This is a genomic window from Vreelandella profundi (genome assembly GCF_019722725.1).
Lineage (GTDB): Bacteria > Pseudomonadota > Gammaproteobacteria > Pseudomonadales > Halomonadaceae > Vreelandella > Vreelandella profundi.
In genome coordinates this window covers 2,308,489-2,323,528 of sequence record NZ_CP077941.1, presented here as the reverse complement: position 1 = coordinate 2,323,528, position 15,040 = coordinate 2,308,489, and the positions used below count along the sequence as shown (strand labels likewise).

The following is a 15,040-nucleotide window of genomic DNA, read 5'->3' as shown; positions in this document are numbered from 1 at the left end:
TTTACGAGATGGAAGTCATTCTGCTCGACAACATTGGTAAGCTGGGCGGCCTGGGTGACAAGGTCACTGTTAAGCCTGGTTATGGTCGTAACTATTTGGTGCCTTACGGTTTAGCCGTACCGGCCACCAAAGACAACATCGAAGCGTTTGAAGTACAGCGCGCTGAGCTCGAAGCGCAAGCCGCTGAGCGTAAAGCAGAAGCTGAAGCGCGTGCTGAACAGTTGAACGACATCGAACTGTCTTTGGTTTCCAAAGCAGGCGACGAAGGCAAACTGTTTGGTTCGATTGGTCCACGTGACCTGGCCGACGCAATTTCCTCTGCTGGCATCGATGTTGCCAAGAGCGAAGTACGTATGCCGAATGGCCCGATTCGTCAAACTGGCGAATACGACATCGCGCTACACTTGCACGCTGAAGTGGACGCCGTTGTACGCGTGGTCGTCGTTGCAGAGTAATTCTTTGCGCTGACACGTACGCTTCAAAAGGCGCGGGTTTTCCCGCGCCTTTTGTTATTTCTGGACGTTGCCTAAATTATCCAGCGCATGAACGCCGGGTACTTTAAGGCAACATCTTGATGATGTGGGTCGTCGCGCGGTATGGGCTCGGCTAAGATAAGCACCTTCACTGGGTACGTTGTCGTATTTAAAGGAGCTTGCTATGCAGGACACGCCTTCTGCTGATAAAGAAACGGCCGCGCTAAAACTGCCGCCGCATTCGCTTGAGGCAGAGCAGTCGGTATTAGGCGGGCTCATGCTGGATAATCAGGCGTGGGATAACGTCTCAGAGCGTCTGGTCGCCGATGATTTTTATCGCTATGAGCATCGGTTGGTGTTCAACGTGATGATCCACTTAGCCGAGTCCGCACAGCCGCTGGACGTAGTGACGATCTCTGAGGCGCTGGAAGCACGCGACCACCTGGATACCGTGGGTGGGCTGGCCTTTCTGGCCGAGCTTGCGCGTAACACGCCGTCTGCCAGCAATATTCGCGCCTATGCCGACATTGTGCGTGAGCGTGCCACGCTGCGTAAGCTGATCCGTGCGGCTAGTCAAATTGCTGACAGCGCCTTTACGCCTCAAGGGCGTCCGGCGGATGAACTGCTCAATGAAGCCGAGCGGCTAGTGTTCCAGATTGCTGAGGAACGCCCCAAAACGGGCGGCCCTATCGGCATGAGTGAGCTGCTTACCAAAGCCGTTGACCGTATTGACGAGTTGTTTAACCTGAAGGGTGAGATGACCGGCCTTTCGACGGGCTTTCGTGACCTGGACGAAATGACCACGGGTCTGCAGCCATCGGATATGGTGGTTATTGCTGGCCGGCCATCGATGGGTAAAACTACGTTTGCCATGAACCTGGTCGAGCATGCGGTCATCGCCAGCGACAAGCCGGTGATGGTGTTCTCGATGGAGATGCCCGCGGAATCGTTGATGCTGAGGATGCTGTCTTCGCTGGGTCGGATTGACCAAACCCGTGTTCGTACCGGTCAATTAGAAGACGAAGACTGGCCACGCTTAACCTCGGCGGTGAATCTGCTCAAAGATAAGCAGCTGTTTATCGATGATACTGCCGCATTGTCGCCCAATGAAATGCGTTCCAGGATGCGTCGAGTAGTTCGTGAGCATGGCAACATTGCGCTGGTCATGATCGATTATCTTCAGCTAATGCAGATCCCCGGCTTCAGTGAAAACCGCACCGGCGAGATTTCGGAAATTTCGCGCTCTTTGAAAGGCTTAGCGAAAGAATTTAATTGCCCGGTGGTCGCGCTTTCACAGCTGAACCGCTCGTTGGAGCAGCGTCCTAACAAGCGTCCTATCATGTCGGATCTGCGTGAGTCGGGCGCTATCGAGCAGGATGCTGATGTTATCGCTTTTGTTTATCGCGATGAAGTTTATAACCCTGACAATCCCGACAACCAAGGGATTGCCGAGTTAATTATTGGTAAGCAGCGTAACGGGCCTATCGGTACGGTGCATATGGCGTTTATCGGTAAGTATACGCGCTTTGAAGATTTAGCCCCGGATAGCTACGGCGATTCGTTTGGCGATTAACTTGATGTGTAATGTAAAAACGGGAGTAGCAAATGGCAGGTGGATTTCGGCGCGGTAATCGGCAGCGTCTTCCTAAGCTTGAAGGTCGCGGTGAGCTACAGTCACTAGAGCGGGAAGGGCCTTTCAAAGAGTGGCTGGGTATGCCGGATCTTTATCGTTACCACCTGGTAGTGGAGGGCGAGAAATACAGCTATCAAACCGAAGACGGAGAGGTTCCCGTCACCGTGGGCGATAAAGTGGTTTTCCGCTATAAAGAAACGAAAGGTGGCAATTGGATTGATCGTAATTCACTGGGTAAAGCGATCGATCCCTCTGAATATCAGTAATTAACCGCATTTGTTGACGCTTTGGTCAGGAACTCTCTTGCACTACTGCCGTCTTAGTTGTTGAATATCATGAAGCTGAAAATTGTCATGACAATGTAATAATCAGGCAACTTAAATGTCATAGGGCACAGCCATGCTGTGCCCTATTTAGTATGTATCAATAATAGGAGTGAACCATGGAGTTGAAAGATCTTAAACAGTTTGTCGCCAGCCACGACAACTTCGAAATACGCGTGATTACCCATTCGGGTAGTCGTTTTTATCAAATTGAGTTAGAGGATGTTGAAGGCGAGCGCCATATGTTAACGCAGCGCAATAAGCCGATGTTGTTCCGTTCGTTAGATGACGTTTATATGGAGCTTAAGCGCGCCGCGATTCACCGTGCCTATTTAGTCCAGCACGTGCCTCACGATGAAGTCATTGGTCGCGACACGCACTACAGTGAGCCACTTACTTCGCGTATGCCGCTAGTCTTTTAACGCGTTTAAGTCACCTTGCTAAGCTTTAGATTGACGTTTTTCCCACCACTGCCCGATTCGTATTCGGCGACGGGCAAAAAACCGGTAACCCGCGTTCATTAAGCCGCGTATCCCCGGCAAGCACGATATCCATACCAGCCGCCGGTAGCCCAATACCGCATACAGGGCACGGCTGGCATCCATGCCGATATACCATTTTCCCTGAATATCGTGTAAATGCAGCTGCCCCATCATGGCGGTGAATTCGCATCCGTGCGTTTGCGCGTTAAAATGATGTGCCTGGATATCCACTAATGTGATGTGTTCTCGGTGGCGATGTTTGGCTAGCCAGGCAATTTCTTGGCGGCAGAAGGGGCAGTGACCGTCGTGAAATAGAGTAACCGGAGGATGGGCCTGCAGCGGCGTAAAACGGTTCATAGCGGTTCGCCTATCGGTGGCTATTTGCAACATAGTTATACAATTGATGATGATAGTATAACTTTATGTCAGCAGTTTGCCGATAAGTGATAGCATTTACGGGGCCGCTTGGCAGTTAAGCCATAATGTTGTGCGTTTTTTATGTTTTTAATTACCAATTTTTCAATTGCTTAGGTATTTTCGGGAGTAAATCTAATGACCGAAAGCGTCGTCAAAGATCAGCCTGGAGCAGGGCGCTTAGCGCATGCGTCCAGTGATCACCCGCCGGTACCGCGTGCCAAAGTGGGTGTTGTGCTCGCGAATTTGGGTACGCCGGATGCCACGGACTATTGGTCTGTGCGTCGTTATTTAAACGAGTTTCTCTCTGATCAGCGCGTAGTCGACTATGCGCGCTGGAAATGGCAGCCGCTGCTGCAACTGATTGTTTTGAGCAAGCGGCCATTCTCGTCGGGCAAGGCGTATCGCAGTATCTGGAATAAAGAAAAAAATGAAAGTCCGCTACTGACCATAACCCGCGCGCAGACCGTGAAAATGACGGCGCGCTTAAAGGCGCTTTATGGTGATGATGTTGAAGTTGATTTCTGTATGCGCTATGGGAATCCTTCAACTAAAAGTGTGCTGACGCGCTTGAAAGAGAAAGGCTGTGAAAAAATCGTATTTTTTCCGCTTTATCCTCAATACGGTTCGCCAACGACAGCATCGGCTAATGACCAGGCGTTTCGCACGTTAATGAAGATGAAGTGGCAGCCGTACATTCGCACGGTGCCCGCGTATTTTGATCATCCTATTTACCTTCAGGCGCTGGCTAACTCTGTGCAAGAGGCTTACGCCGGGTTGCCGACGCGGCCAACCAAGCTGGTGGCTAGCTATCACGGGGTTCCAGAGCGCTACCTGATGCAAGGGGATCCCTATCACTGCCAGTGCCAGAAAACAACGCGGCTGCTGCGCGAGCAGCTCGGCTTCAGCAAAGAAGACGTGGATACGGCTTTTCAATCGAAGTTTGGCCCTGAGACGTGGCTGGGGCCGGCGACCGTTAAGCACGTGGCCGAGTTGGCTCGACAGGGGCACAAGCACATCGCGGTTATTTCGCCCGCTTTCTCATCAGACTGCATTGAGACACTGGAAGAGATAGAAGAAGAAATTCGCGATAGCTTTATGGCGGCAGGTGGTGAAACGTTTAGCTACATACCGTGCTTGAATGATCGCGACGACCATATAGAGGCACTGCTCGCGGTGATTAATAATGAATTAGCCGGATGGTTGCCCACCCGCTAATTTTTTTAGAGTGGCGCAACAACAGCCGTAGCGGGGTTTACTTCGCTGCGGCTGTTTGCATTTAAGCGTTTGACTGGTCAGACAAAACTGCCTGTTATAAGCTGTCTCACTTTGAAATCACTTTTATTCAACGCTGGCGTTCCAGTCCAAAGGCATGGTGCCAATAATCTTCGCGCCTGATCAAACGGTCGGGCCTTTTGTTATGTAGGAGATTTTGCAAGATGCAACTTGCCGTATTAATGGGTTTTTTGCTGGCTGCATCGTCGCCGCTGCTGCATCGATGGTTTGGCCAACGCACCAGCCTTGTGCTGGCAGTCTTTCCAGCCGGGCTAGCGGCGTGGTTGGCTCTTCAAGCTCCCTATGTGATTGAAAATGGTAGCTTGCTGCTTGAGTGGCAGTGGGTGCCGTCATTGGGCATCAGCCTTACGTTTTTGATAGATGGTCTGTCGCTACTCTTCGGACTATTGATTACCGTCATTGGTTCTTTCGTTCTTGTCTATGCCGGCGGTTATTTGAAAGACCATCCTGATCTCGCGCGGTTTCATATCGCGCTGATAGCCTTCATGGTTTCCATGCTGGGGCTAGTGCTGGCCGACGGTTTATTAACACTGTTCATCTTTTGGGAATTAACCAGTATTACCTCGTATTTGCTGATTGGTTTTAATCATGCCGATATAGAAGCTCGTAAGTCAGCGCGCCAAGGATTATTTGTGACCGTCGCTGGTGGCCTGGCATTAATGGCCGGTCTGATACTGCTGGGCATTGCTAGCGGCAGCTGGTCGCTGTCAGAGATTCTGGGTGGCGATACAGATTTACGTGAGCATGCACTTTATACGCCCATGTTGATCTGCTTGCTGCTTGGCGCGTTTACCAAATCAGCCCAGTTTCCGTTTCATTTTTGGCTGCCTAATGCGATGGCTGCGCCAACGCCGGTTTCGGCTTACTTGCACTCAGCCACCATGGTGAAAGCAGGTATTTATCTGCTAGCGCGACTACACCCAGAGCTGGGCGGCACGGCGTTATGGGTGGCAATTCTTTCCGTCGTTGGCGCGACCACGATGCTGGTCGGTTCATTCTTAGCCATTCAGCATACGAATATTAAAAAGCTATTAGCCTACTCAACGATTATGGCGCTGGGCACGCTGACAATGCTGCTAGGCATTGGCGGTGATTATGCGATGACTGCCTTCGTTACTTTCCTACTGGCGCACTCTTTGTACAAAGGGGCGCTATTTATGGTCGCCGGTATTCTGGATCACGAAACCGGTACCAAGGATGTCACGCACATGGGCGGGCTGCGCTCAGTGATGCCGGTGACGGCGACGATTGCGCTGATTGCTGCGCTTTCGCTAGCGGGCGTGCCGCCGTTAATTGGTTTTATAGGCAAGGAGTTGAAGTTTGAGTCGGCACTCGGCGCTGACAGCTTCAACATGTTGCTGGTGCTATTTGCCTTTATTGCCGCGGTATTAACTATCGCGGTTGCCTTTATCATTGCGTTACGTCCTTTTTTCGGCAAACGCCATCAAACACCGCTAGATCCTCATGAAGCGCCGCTCAGCATGCTAGCGGGGCCGGCGTTTTTAGTAACAGGATCACTGTTGCTTGGTTTATGGCCAGCGGCGTTAGGCGCCGATGCGTTGCTGAGCGCTGCCGCAAGCTCGATTTCTGGGCAACCGATGGAGATTTCGCTGTCGCTTTGGTATGGCGTGAATGTGGCATTAGTCATGTCGGTTATCAGCCTTGGTTTAGGCTTTCTGCTGTTTAAACGCTGGGACAGCGTACGCGCCAGGCTATCCATACTGGCGCCGATCATGCGCCATGGCCCTGAGGCCGGCTATGAGAGCGCGATGAACGGCATCGTACATTTCTCCGAATGGCAAACGCGCTTGCTGCAAAACGGCTATATGCGTAATTACATTCTTATTATGCTGATTACGCTGATCGTTTTGATTAGTAACTCCATATTGCTGCGTCATTCGCCTGAGTTTGCCTTTGATCTAGACGTGCGCTTTCACGAGGCCGTGGTGGCAGGCTGTATGGTAATGGGGGCGTTGTTCGCGACCATTTCTCGATCCCGGCTTGGGGCAGTGGTGTCGGTCGGCGTGATGGGCTTCTCTATCGCGTTAATATTTATTCTCTTCAGTGCGCCTGATCTCGCCATTACCCAGCTGCTGGTGGAAACCTTGACGGTGATTTTACTGGTACTGGTATTGTTCCGGCTGCCGCGCTTTTCGAGTCTTTCTACCAGCCTTGAGCGTATCCGTGATGGCGCTGTCGCCGCCATGATGGGCATTTTGATCTGCCTACTGATTATGACCTCGTGGAGTATTAAGCAGTTTGAGCCGATCTCGACATATATGATTGAGAACAGCGCTCCCTTGGCCTTTGGCCGCAATATCGTCAATGTCATTTTGGTCGATTATCGAGCGCTAGATACGCTAGGCGAAATGTTTGTATTGGCGCTTGCAGCCGTTGGCGTTATTGCCATGCTGAGGCTGCGTCATGGTGAAGGTAGTGAGAATAAACCGAGTGAAAGCAGCAAAGTAGCGGCTAAGGAGCCTAACGATGGTTAAGTCAGGCACCATTATTCTCAACACGGCTGCGCGGTTTTTAATGCCACTGCAGCTGATGTTCTCCGTTTTCTTATTGCTTAGAGGACACGATGAGCCGGGCGGTGGCTTTATCGCAGGCCTTGTGGCGGCGGGGGCATTTACGCTTTACCTGTTTGCCTTTGGCGTTAGCGCGACCAAGCAAGTGCTGCGTATGGTTGATCCCAGAGACCTCATTGGCATTGGCCTATTGCTGGGAATGATTTCCGTCGTGCCTGCCTGGTTTATGGGGCAACCGTTTCTAACTGCCCAGTGGTGGACTATTCCAATCATCGACTTTAAAGCCTCAACGCCGCTGATTTTTGATATCGGTGTGTATTTTGCGGTGCTGGGCTCTGTCACCGGCATGGTAATGACGCTAATGGAGGTCGACAAGGATGAACCTTGAGTTAACAGGAGGCTCAGCATGGAACCACTAATGGCGGTAGCCATCGGGCTGCTTTACGCGACGGCTATTTTCATGATGCTGCGCCGCTCTATCGTTAAGCTGGTGATTGGATTAATGCTGCTTTCAAACGCGGCCAATTTGCTGATCTTTACAACGGCGGGATTGACGCGAGGCGCGCCGCCATTGATTCCTGAAGGCATGATGCAGCCGGTAGGCGCCGTCGCTGATCCCTTACCTCAAGCGGTAGTGCTGACGGCTATCGTGATTGCCTTTGGCGTACTTGCCTTTGCGGTGGTGTTGATTCGACGTGCCTATGAAGTCGTTAAGGCTGATGATCTTGATAAGATGAAGGATACCGATACGTGAGGCCTGAAGTTGCTCTTCCCGTCCTCTTGCCGCTGCTTTCAGGGGCAATCTCTTTGTTGTTTTGGCGTTCCCGCCCCATGCAGCGCTTTTTGGCCGTGGCCGGTAATGCGGCGCTGCTGATTGTTAGCCTGTGGCTGTTCGTCTCCACGCTCTCAGACGGCTACGTCACCATGCAGATGGGTAGTTGGCCCGCGCCGTTTGGCATCACGCTCATCGCCGATATGCTGAGTGCCGTGATGGTGTTGATGACCGCCGTCATCGGTTTAGCAATGGGAATCTACTCGCTGGCCACGACCGGCCGGGGCCATGAGAAATTTGGCTATTACCCTTTAATGCACCTGCTCCTGGCGGGCGTTATGGGGGCATTTTTAACCGGCGATATCTTTAACCTTTACGTGTGGTTTGAGGTGATGCTGGTGGCGTCGTTTGCGCTGCTAATTCTAGGCGGGGAGCGTGCGCAGATGGAGGGGGCGATTAAATATGTCACCTTGAATCTGCTGGCCTCGGTCATTTTCCTGACCGCCGTTGGGCTGCTCTACGGCATGGTGGGGACGCTTAACATGGCCGATATAGCGCTGCGTATGGGGGAAGCTGAGCACACGGGCATGGTTGAAGTGTTGGCCGTTATGTTTATGGTGGCCTTCGGTATTAAGGCGGCCGCCTTTCCATTGTTCTTTTGGCTACCTGCTTCTTATCATACGCCGCCCGTCGCCGTTTCAGCGCTGTTTGCCGGGCTGCTCACCAAGGTCGGCGTTTATGCCCTGTTCCGCGTTTTTACGCTGATGTTTGACCAGACCATGGGCTATTTGCAGGACATTATGCTCTGGGGAGCGGTCTTTACGATGGTGACGGGCGTGCTGGGCGCGGCCGCCCAGTATGAGTTTAGGCGTATTCTATCGTTTCATATTGTCAGCCAGATTGGCTATATGATCTTGGGTTTAGCGCTTTATACACCCTTGGCGATAGCCGGTGGCGTATTTGCCATCGTGCATAACATGGTGGTGAAAACTAACCTCTTTTTGATTAGCGGGATTACCCATCGTCTGCAGGGCACCTATCAACTCAAAAAGATGGGGGGCTTGTATCGGGAGCGCCCGTGGCTAGCCGTCGCCTTCTTTATTTCGGCTTTCTCTCTAGCGGGCATACCGCCGCTGTCTGGCTTCTTTGCTAAATTTGTCATTGTGCGGGCAGGCCTGGAGGCTGAAGCCTATGTCGTGACTGGAATCGCCCTGGCGGTCGGTTTAATGACGCTCTACTCCATGGTGAAAATTTGGAATGAGGTGTTCTGGAAGTCGCTGCCGAATGATAATCACGTGCCTGAAACCGTTACCCCGACTGGGGATGATGGGCGACTGTTAAAGCCAAGCCTGTGGATGATGTATTTACCGGTGATGGTGTTGGCGATGTCTTCTCTGTTGATCGGAGTATTTGCTGAGCCAATTATGTGGGTGATGACCGGGATTGGTGATCAGCTGCTTGAGCCATCGGGGTATATCGAAGCCGTTCTGGGCGCTTCGGTCAGTGTAGAAGACACGTTGCTGAATTCATCAGCCGCGGACGCTGAAGAAGCGCAAACAGGAGAGGATGCGCCATGACGGGAGCTATCTGGAACTTACTATTAGGTCTGGCGTGGGTATTGTTGAGCGGCGACTTCACCGGTTTGAACCTTCTTGTCGGATTGATATTCGGCTATATCACGCTGGTTTTGATTGAGCCTCAGCTTGACTCATTGAAAGGCTATCCGGCGCGCGTTCCGCGGCTTGTGGGTTTTATCGGTTTTTTCCTGAAAGAGCTGATTCAAGCCAACCTGCGGGTGGCCTTCGATATTTTGACACCGCCTTGGCATATGAAACCTGGCGTTATTGCGCTGCCACTTTCGGCTCGTACGGAAATGGAAATCACCATGGTAGCTAACTTGATTTCGCTGACGCCCGGTACGCTTAGCCTGGATGTGTCTGATGATCGCAAGGTGCTTTATATCCATGCGATGTTTTTAGACGATGAAGAAGAGCTGCGGCGTAATTTAAAAGAAATGGAGCACCGGGCCCTGGAGCTATTTCGCTGATGGATACCGTTATTTTAATTAGCCAAGTGATTATGAGTATCGCGCTCATACTCACCTTTGTGCGCGTCGTACGCGGCCCCAGCTTGCCTGATCGCGTTGTAGCGTTAGAGCTTTTTTCGACCACCCTGGTGGGATTGGTGGGGGTTTATGCGATTAAAACAGAGGTTGCTAGTTTCCTCGACGCTGCGATTGTGGTCGCACTGATGGGCTTTTTGGCGGCTATTGGCTTTGCGCGCTTTTTAGAACGAGGAGGCCCGCGAGATGATTGATTTTATAAAAGGCACGCTGATTCTTGGCGGTGCGCTGTTTATGCTGCTTGCCTCTGTGGGTTTGCTGCGTTTACCCGATCTGCTAACGCGTATGCATGCAACTACGAAAGCCGCCGCACTGGGCGTTATTTTGATTATGCTGGCGGCGGCAATGCACTTTGCTGAAGTGGGGATCGTGGCGCGCTCATTTGCCGTCATTTTGTTTATTTTAATGACGGCACCGGTGGCCGCCCATGTGATTGGTCGTGCCGGTTATTTCGTTGGGTCCAAGCTTTGGAGCGGCACGATAAAGGATGAATTACGGCCTAACTATGATCCTTTGACCCACGAATTAAAAAGTGGCCTGGAGACCCAAGAAAATGCCAAGCGTCAGCCAAGAGATACTGATCCAGATTAGAGTGCGAGTTCGATAGTTAGAAGGCTGTATCTTGCCGCTGAGCCACCTAAGGGTGGCTTTTTTGCATTTGATGTTTCGCAACGCTTTATTTTTATCAGCATCGATGATTAACAATTAATGTACAACAGTTATACCGTGTAGGATGATATGTTCATAATTAATCATGTGCCTATTAAGAAGTACGCCGACTGTGAGCAAGCAACGCAAACAACACCTGCCCCAAAAAACGTGTGCCCTGTGTCAGCGACCCTTTGCTTGGCGAAAGAAATGGGCGCGCTGTTGGGATGAGGTGCGCTATTGCAGCGAGCGATGTCGACGTACTGCAAAACAGCAAAGCGCTTCTGGGAGGCAAGGGCATGAACACCACCGTTGATATTGTCTGGCTGCAAGACGACCTGCGCGTGGCCGACAACCCTCTGTTACACTTTAATGCTCCCCCCAGTCATTTGCTGTGCCTTTATGTGTTGGACCAGCGCTGGTGTGCTCCTCTCATAAAAGACGATTCCGTGCCGCGGATAGGCCCGGCGCGTTTACGCTTCCTATGGCAATGCTTAATGGCGTTGCGCGGCGAGCTTTTAAAGCGCGGCAGTGATTTGCTTGTCCGCATCGGTAATCCAAGCGATGTGGTGATTGAGCTGGCCAGGTCGCTTAGTGCTCGCCAGGTCCGCGTTTCTGACCACCCCGGGGTTGAAGAAATACAGCAGATTAAAGCGGTGGCCAGCGGGCTTTCCGGCCACACAACGCTGAGCTGTATTGAGAGCGGGCAACTGATTAATCGGCAGGCGCTGCCTTTCGACGCGGATAGGTTACCGCAAAGTTTTTCGGCCTTTAGGCGCTGCGTAGAAAAAAACTGCTCACTTTCCGCGAGCCGACCTGCACCGGTAACACTGCCGCCTTGGCCTGAGGCGCCACGTGGCTTTCCGCCGTTAAAGGCTGTCTCTGAGCATAGCGCTGTGTGGCAGCCGGATACACGTCAAGGCTATACCTACGAGGGAGGGGAGTCGGCGGCGCATGCGCGTCTTCATGACTATCTGTGGCATCAAAAGGGCGCAGAAGTCTATAAGCAAACTCGAAACGGTCTTTTAGGCGCGAATTTTTCAACACGCATCTCGCCGTGGCTTGCGCGCGGCTGTGTCACTGCGTGCCAAGTTAATGATGCAGTGAAAGCGTGGGAAGCCGAACACGGCAGCAATGAATCGAGCTACTGGATCACGTTTGAACTGCTTTGGCGTGAGTATTTTATACGTGTCGCGCAGGCTGAAGGTGTGCAAATGTTTGGTAAGGTTCTAGCGGCCAAGCCGAGTACGGCGTTTGATGCTTGGCGTAATGCTGTGACTGGCGTGCCGTTTGTGGATGCGGCCATGCTGGAACTTCATCGCACCGGCTGGATATCTAATCGCGCCAGGCAAAATGTCGCCAGCTTTTTGGTCAACGACCTGCAGGTAGACTGGCGTTTAGGCGCTTTATGGTTCGAGCATTGCTTGATTGATTATGACGTTGCCAGCAATTGGGGAAACTGGCGCTATATTGCCGGCGTGGGAAGAGGCGCGCGCCATCGTCGCTACTTTGATGTGCAGCAGCAGATCAACCATTATGACCCGCATGGGCGCTATGTCGCCCACTGGATGACATCGCTTGAAAGATAATTGCGCCCCCTAATCAGCCTCAGCGTCTAGTATCTACTACTTTTCTAGGCCATCATTCTAGACATGCCAAGGACTGCCTAAGGATATAAACGATGTCTATTAATTTGCCTGCAGGGCGGCGTTACCGCCCCTTACTGTGTGCCTCGCTGGCGATAGCGTTGAGCACCCCTTTCGTTGGAGGCGCAGCACTCGCAAATCAGCAGCTAATGACTGAAGTCGATGCGCGTGCTACTACACAGATTAACTACGCTAATTTTCAGCAATGGCTAGATGAGTTTCGTCGCTATGCCGCCGGTGAAGGCATTAGCGAAGCGACATTGAGCGAAGCATTCGATGGCATACGCCACCTTGATCGCGTCATTGAGCTCGATGGCTATCAACCCGAATTTGTCAGGCCTATTTGGGAATACCTTGATACCGCGGTTTCATCTACGCGTGTTAATACCGGGCGAGAAAAGTTAGCGGCTCACCGCGATACCGCGCTGGAAATGCAGCAGCGCTTTGGCGTACCCGCCGAAATTATTGTCGCTATTTGGGGAATCGAGAGTAACTACGGCAGCAATTTCGGTGATTTCTCAACGTTAGAGTCCCTTGCTACGCTCGCTTTCGATGGCCGCCGCCGTGATTTTGCTAGAGGTGAACTACTTGCTGCGCTGCGTATCATTGACGAAGGTGATATTGCCGCCGATCAAATGAAGGGTTCATGGGCCGGGGCGATGGGCCATACCCAATTTATTCCCAGCAGCTTTGAGGCGTATGCCGTCGATGGCGATGGTGATGGTCGGCGTGATATCTGGGGAAGTATTCCCGACGTCATGGCGTCGACGGCAAACTACCTGGCGCGAGCTGGTTGGAAAACGGGTCAGCCTTGGGGCGTGGAAATACGCCTACCGGAAGGGTTTGATTATACTCAGACCGACCGACGCAGTAGTGCCGAGTGGCGTAATCAAGGCGTTCGAGCGCAGCAGGGCGAGCTGCCAAGTTTCGACAGCGCGTCAGTGGTGGTACCTGCTGGTGCCCAAGGCCCCGCTTTTTTAGTGGGGGCTAATTTCCGCGCTATTTTACGTTACAACAATGCCACCAGTTACGCCCTTGCCGTGGCTACGCTGGGCGATGCTATTGCCGGGCGAGAGGGTATCCAGCATGAATGGCCGCGAGGTGAAACGACGCTTACCCGCGATGACGTGAAAGAACTCCAGCGCGAGCTAAACCGTACCGGCTACTCAGCGGGCGGGGCTGACGGCGTCATGGGCCCCAATACGCGTCAAGGATTACGGAACTTCCAGCGTGATCAAGGGTTAATACCAGACGGCTTTGCAACTCAGACCCTATTAGAGCAATTGCGAAACCGTGCTGAGTAGGCAACGTTTTATTGAAAGTTTTAACTTACCAAGGATGATGCTATGCGAGTGCTAGGAAAAACGTTATTAGGCAGCGCTGTTATTGGTGCCTTGCTATCTACTTCCACCGCGATGGCAGATGACGACCAAGTGTTTGGCTGGGTAGAAAATGCGACGCTTCAGCCCTGGGACATTACGGTTAAGGCAAAGCTCGACAGCGGTGCATTAACATCATCGCTTGACGCTCGTGACATTGAGATGTTCGAGCAAGATGATGAAGAGTGGGTGCGTTTTCGTCTCAAGCTTGAAGATCAGGACAGCGGAGAAACATTCAGCGATGAGATTGAGCGCCCGCTGTATCGCGAACAAACCGTGCGCGGCGCGGGTGGCAGTGATGACCGCCCCGTTATTCTAATGGAAGTGTGCATGGGCGATACCATCTACGAAGAGCAGTTCAGTCTGCGCGATCGCGAAGAGATGATATATCCGATGCTGCTTGGCCGCAGCACGATCAGCCACCTTGGCTTGCTAGATGTGCGTAACAGCTTTCTGCAAGAGCCAGGATGTGATGAGAATTCCCAGGTCGTGCCTCACGACCCGGAAGATGATCAGTCTTAACGCAAACGCCTAGAACAGCCGTGACAGCAGCGCTGTCACGGCTGTTTCTACTCGCAAAATACGCGGCCCTAGGTGCATTCCCTCGCAGCCTGCCGCAAGCAGTTGCTCTACTTCCCAAGCAATAAAGCCGCCTTCTGGGCCTACCAATAAGAGCGTTGGGTGCTTAACATCTCTTGGGCAAGCGTTTGGCATGCCCGGGTGTGCCAGCAGTCCTCGGTATTGCTTGAGTAGGTTGGGAAGCTGTTCTTCTAAGAAAGGCCTAAACCCCTTGCTAAGCGTAATGTTGGGCAGCTGCGTGTCGCGAGCTTGTTCCAAACCTAGGACTAGGTGCTGGTGAATTTTATCAGCGCGTAACTCGGGAGACTGCCAGTAGCTTTTTTCTACCCGCTTGGTATGCAGCAGGGTGATGTCTTTCACACCTAGCGCAGTCACGTGCTCCAGAGTGCGTGCTAGCATACGTGGCCTTGGCAGTGCTAATGCCAAATGCACTGGTAGTGGCGCTGGCGGCGGCTCATCCATCGTCTCTAACGTAAAGTAAGCGCGTTCAGCGGTGAGTTCAGTTAGCCGCGCTTTGCCCATTGCCCCGCCTTGGATGCCGACGGTAAGCAGGTCTCCAGGCGAGGAGCGATGAACGTTGTGCAGATGGCCCAGTCTTCTCGGGTCGCTGATGCAGGCGCGGTTATCGTCGGTAAGGTCATCGGGGCTGAGTAAAATCAAATTCATAATGAGAGTCTATTGGTCACAGAATAGGCGTGTTGCGTCTATCTAATCGATCAAAGCCGCTTGCATGGGCGCGTGG

18 protein-coding genes are annotated in these 15,040 nt (G+C 52.4%); 16 read left to right on the top strand and 2 right to left on the bottom strand.

Annotation, left to right across the window (positions count from 1 at the left end):
* Positions 1-8: 8 nt before the first annotated feature.
* The 4 genes from rplI (at position 9) to KUO20_RS10690 (ending at position 2,851) form a co-directional block, all read left to right on the top strand.
* Positions 9-455 carry a 50S ribosomal protein L9 gene (rplI, locus tag KUO20_RS10705; protein WP_096278964.1) on the top strand — a complete coding sequence of 149 codons (447 nt, stop codon included), beginning with the start codon at positions 9-11 and terminating at the stop codon, positions 453-455.
* 202 nt (positions 456-657) lie between these two features.
* Complete coding sequence (gene dnaB, locus KUO20_RS10700; RefSeq protein ID WP_235039855.1) at positions 658-2,046, top strand: replicative DNA helicase; 1,389 nt, start codon at positions 658-660, stop codon at positions 2,044-2,046.
* A gap of 32 nt (positions 2,047-2,078) precedes the next feature.
* Positions 2,079-2,372, top strand: a complete 294-nt coding sequence (locus tag KUO20_RS10695) for a hypothetical protein (protein ID WP_096278968.1) — start codon at positions 2,079-2,081, stop codon at positions 2,370-2,372.
* A gap of 176 nt (positions 2,373-2,548) precedes the next feature.
* Complete coding sequence (locus tag KUO20_RS10690) at positions 2,549-2,851, top strand: DUF6482 family protein (RefSeq protein ID WP_235039854.1); 303 nt, start codon at positions 2,549-2,551, stop codon at positions 2,849-2,851.
* A gap of 18 nt (positions 2,852-2,869) precedes the next feature.
* Here the strand turns inward: KUO20_RS10690 and KUO20_RS10685 are convergent, their stop codons facing one another.
* Complete coding sequence (locus KUO20_RS10685; protein WP_235039853.1) at positions 2,870-3,268, bottom strand: thiol-disulfide oxidoreductase DCC family protein; 399 nt, start codon at positions 3,266-3,268, stop codon at positions 2,870-2,872.
* Between the two features lie 195 nt (positions 3,269-3,463).
* On the opposite strand from KUO20_RS10685, the gene hemH reads away from it, so the two are divergent.
* From hemH to rloA3, 12 genes are all read left to right on the top strand, one after another.
* Entirely contained in the window at positions 3,464-4,543 is a 1,080-nt protein-coding gene (hemH, locus tag KUO20_RS10680; RefSeq protein WP_235039852.1) for a ferrochelatase, read from the top strand.
* Positions 4,544-4,764: 221 nt separating this feature from the next.
* Entirely contained in the window at positions 4,765-7,116 is a 2,352-nt protein-coding gene (locus tag KUO20_RS10675; RefSeq protein WP_235039851.1) for a putative monovalent cation/H+ antiporter subunit A, read from the top strand.
* Positions 7,109-7,540 carry a Na+/H+ antiporter subunit B gene (locus KUO20_RS10670; RefSeq protein ID WP_096278978.1) on the top strand — a complete coding sequence of 144 codons (432 nt, stop codon included), beginning with the start codon at positions 7,109-7,111 and terminating at the stop codon, positions 7,538-7,540. The genes KUO20_RS10675 and KUO20_RS10670 overlap by 8 nt, the downstream gene beginning before the upstream one ends.
* Positions 7,541-7,558: 18 nt before the next feature.
* Entirely contained in the window at positions 7,559-7,906 is a 348-nt protein-coding gene (locus KUO20_RS10665) for a Na+/H+ antiporter subunit C (RefSeq protein ID WP_096278980.1), read from the top strand.
* Positions 7,903-9,501, top strand: a complete 1,599-nt coding sequence (locus KUO20_RS10660) for a Na+/H+ antiporter subunit D (RefSeq protein ID WP_235039850.1) — start codon at positions 7,903-7,905, stop codon at positions 9,499-9,501. The genes KUO20_RS10665 and KUO20_RS10660 overlap by 4 nt, the downstream gene beginning before the upstream one ends.
* Complete coding sequence (locus KUO20_RS10655; protein ID WP_235039849.1) at positions 9,498-9,971, top strand: Na+/H+ antiporter subunit E; 474 nt, start codon at positions 9,498-9,500, stop codon at positions 9,969-9,971. Before KUO20_RS10660 ends, KUO20_RS10655 begins: the two co-directional genes overlap by 4 nt.
* A complete protein-coding gene (locus tag KUO20_RS10650) occupies positions 9,971-10,240 on the top strand; it encodes an MrpF/PhaF family protein (RefSeq protein ID WP_096278986.1) in 270 nt (89 codons plus the stop codon). The genes KUO20_RS10655 and KUO20_RS10650 overlap by 1 nt, the downstream gene beginning before the upstream one ends.
* Positions 10,233-10,637 carry a monovalent cation/H(+) antiporter subunit G gene (mnhG, locus tag KUO20_RS10645; protein WP_235039848.1) on the top strand — a complete coding sequence of 135 codons (405 nt, stop codon included), beginning with the start codon at positions 10,233-10,235 and terminating at the stop codon, positions 10,635-10,637. The genes KUO20_RS10650 and mnhG overlap by 8 nt, the downstream gene beginning before the upstream one ends.
* 163 nt (positions 10,638-10,800) lie before the next feature.
* On the top strand, positions 10,801-11,010 hold the full coding sequence (locus tag KUO20_RS16780) for a DUF2256 domain-containing protein (protein WP_096278990.1): 210 nt from the start codon (positions 10,801-10,803) through the stop codon (positions 11,008-11,010).
* On the top strand, positions 10,994-12,283 hold the full coding sequence (locus KUO20_RS10640) for a DASH family cryptochrome (protein ID WP_235039847.1): 1,290 nt from the start codon (positions 10,994-10,996) through the stop codon (positions 12,281-12,283). The genes KUO20_RS16780 and KUO20_RS10640 overlap by 17 nt, the downstream gene beginning before the upstream one ends.
* Before the next feature lie 92 nt (positions 12,284-12,375).
* Positions 12,376-13,644, top strand: a complete 1,269-nt coding sequence (locus KUO20_RS10635) for a lytic murein transglycosylase (RefSeq protein WP_235039846.1) — start codon at positions 12,376-12,378, stop codon at positions 13,642-13,644.
* Positions 13,645-13,686: 42 nt separating this feature from the next.
* Entirely contained in the window at positions 13,687-14,241 is a 555-nt protein-coding gene (gene rloA3, locus KUO20_RS10630) for a retropepsin-like aspartic peptidase RloA3 (protein WP_235039845.1), read from the top strand.
* 9 nt (positions 14,242-14,250) lie between these two features.
* Here rloA3 and KUO20_RS10625 read toward each other — a convergent pair whose 3' ends face one another.
* A complete protein-coding gene (locus KUO20_RS10625) occupies positions 14,251-14,964 on the bottom strand; it encodes a 16S rRNA (uracil(1498)-N(3))-methyltransferase (protein ID WP_235039844.1) in 714 nt (237 codons plus the stop codon).
* Positions 14,965-15,040 lie beyond the last annotated feature (76 nt).

Excerpts from the sequence above, each read along its gene's own strand:
- rloA3 (WP_235039845.1), top strand. The coding sequence starts at position 13,687 with ATGCGAGTGCTAGGAAAAACGTTATTAGGCAGCGCTGTTATTGGTGCC.
- KUO20_RS10690 (WP_235039854.1), top strand. The coding sequence starts at position 2,549 with ATGGAGTTGAAAGATCTTAAACAGTTTGTCGCCAGCCACGACAACTTC.
- KUO20_RS10625 (WP_235039844.1), bottom strand. The coding sequence starts at position 14,964 with ATGAATTTGATTTTACTCAGCCCCGATGACCTTACCGACGATAACCGC.
- dnaB (WP_235039855.1), top strand. The coding sequence starts at position 658 with ATGCAGGACACGCCTTCTGCTGATAAAGAAACGGCCGCGCTAAAACTG.
- mnhG (WP_235039848.1), top strand. The coding sequence starts at position 10,233 with ATGATTGATTTTATAAAAGGCACGCTGATTCTTGGCGGTGCGCTGTTT.
- KUO20_RS10695 (WP_096278968.1), top strand. The coding sequence starts at position 2,079 with ATGGCAGGTGGATTTCGGCGCGGTAATCGGCAGCGTCTTCCTAAGCTT.
- KUO20_RS10670 (WP_096278978.1), top strand. The coding sequence starts at position 7,109 with ATGGTTAAGTCAGGCACCATTATTCTCAACACGGCTGCGCGGTTTTTA.
- KUO20_RS10655 (WP_235039849.1), top strand. The coding sequence starts at position 9,498 with ATGACGGGAGCTATCTGGAACTTACTATTAGGTCTGGCGTGGGTATTG.
- KUO20_RS10685 (WP_235039853.1), bottom strand. The coding sequence starts at position 3,268 with ATGAACCGTTTTACGCCGCTGCAGGCCCATCCTCCGGTTACTCTATTT.
- KUO20_RS16780 (WP_096278990.1), top strand. The coding sequence starts at position 10,801 with ATGTGCCTATTAAGAAGTACGCCGACTGTGAGCAAGCAACGCAAACAA.
- KUO20_RS10665 (WP_096278980.1), top strand. The coding sequence starts at position 7,559 with ATGGAACCACTAATGGCGGTAGCCATCGGGCTGCTTTACGCGACGGCT.
- KUO20_RS10675 (WP_235039851.1), top strand. The coding sequence starts at position 4,765 with ATGCAACTTGCCGTATTAATGGGTTTTTTGCTGGCTGCATCGTCGCCG.
- KUO20_RS10635 (WP_235039846.1), top strand. The coding sequence starts at position 12,376 with ATGTCTATTAATTTGCCTGCAGGGCGGCGTTACCGCCCCTTACTGTGT.
- KUO20_RS10650 (WP_096278986.1), top strand. The coding sequence starts at position 9,971 with ATGGATACCGTTATTTTAATTAGCCAAGTGATTATGAGTATCGCGCTC.
- hemH (WP_235039852.1), top strand. The coding sequence starts at position 3,464 with ATGACCGAAAGCGTCGTCAAAGATCAGCCTGGAGCAGGGCGCTTAGCG.
- KUO20_RS10640 (WP_235039847.1), top strand. The coding sequence starts at position 10,994 with ATGAACACCACCGTTGATATTGTCTGGCTGCAAGACGACCTGCGCGTG.
- rplI (WP_096278964.1), top strand. The coding sequence starts at position 9 with ATGGAAGTCATTCTGCTCGACAACATTGGTAAGCTGGGCGGCCTGGGT.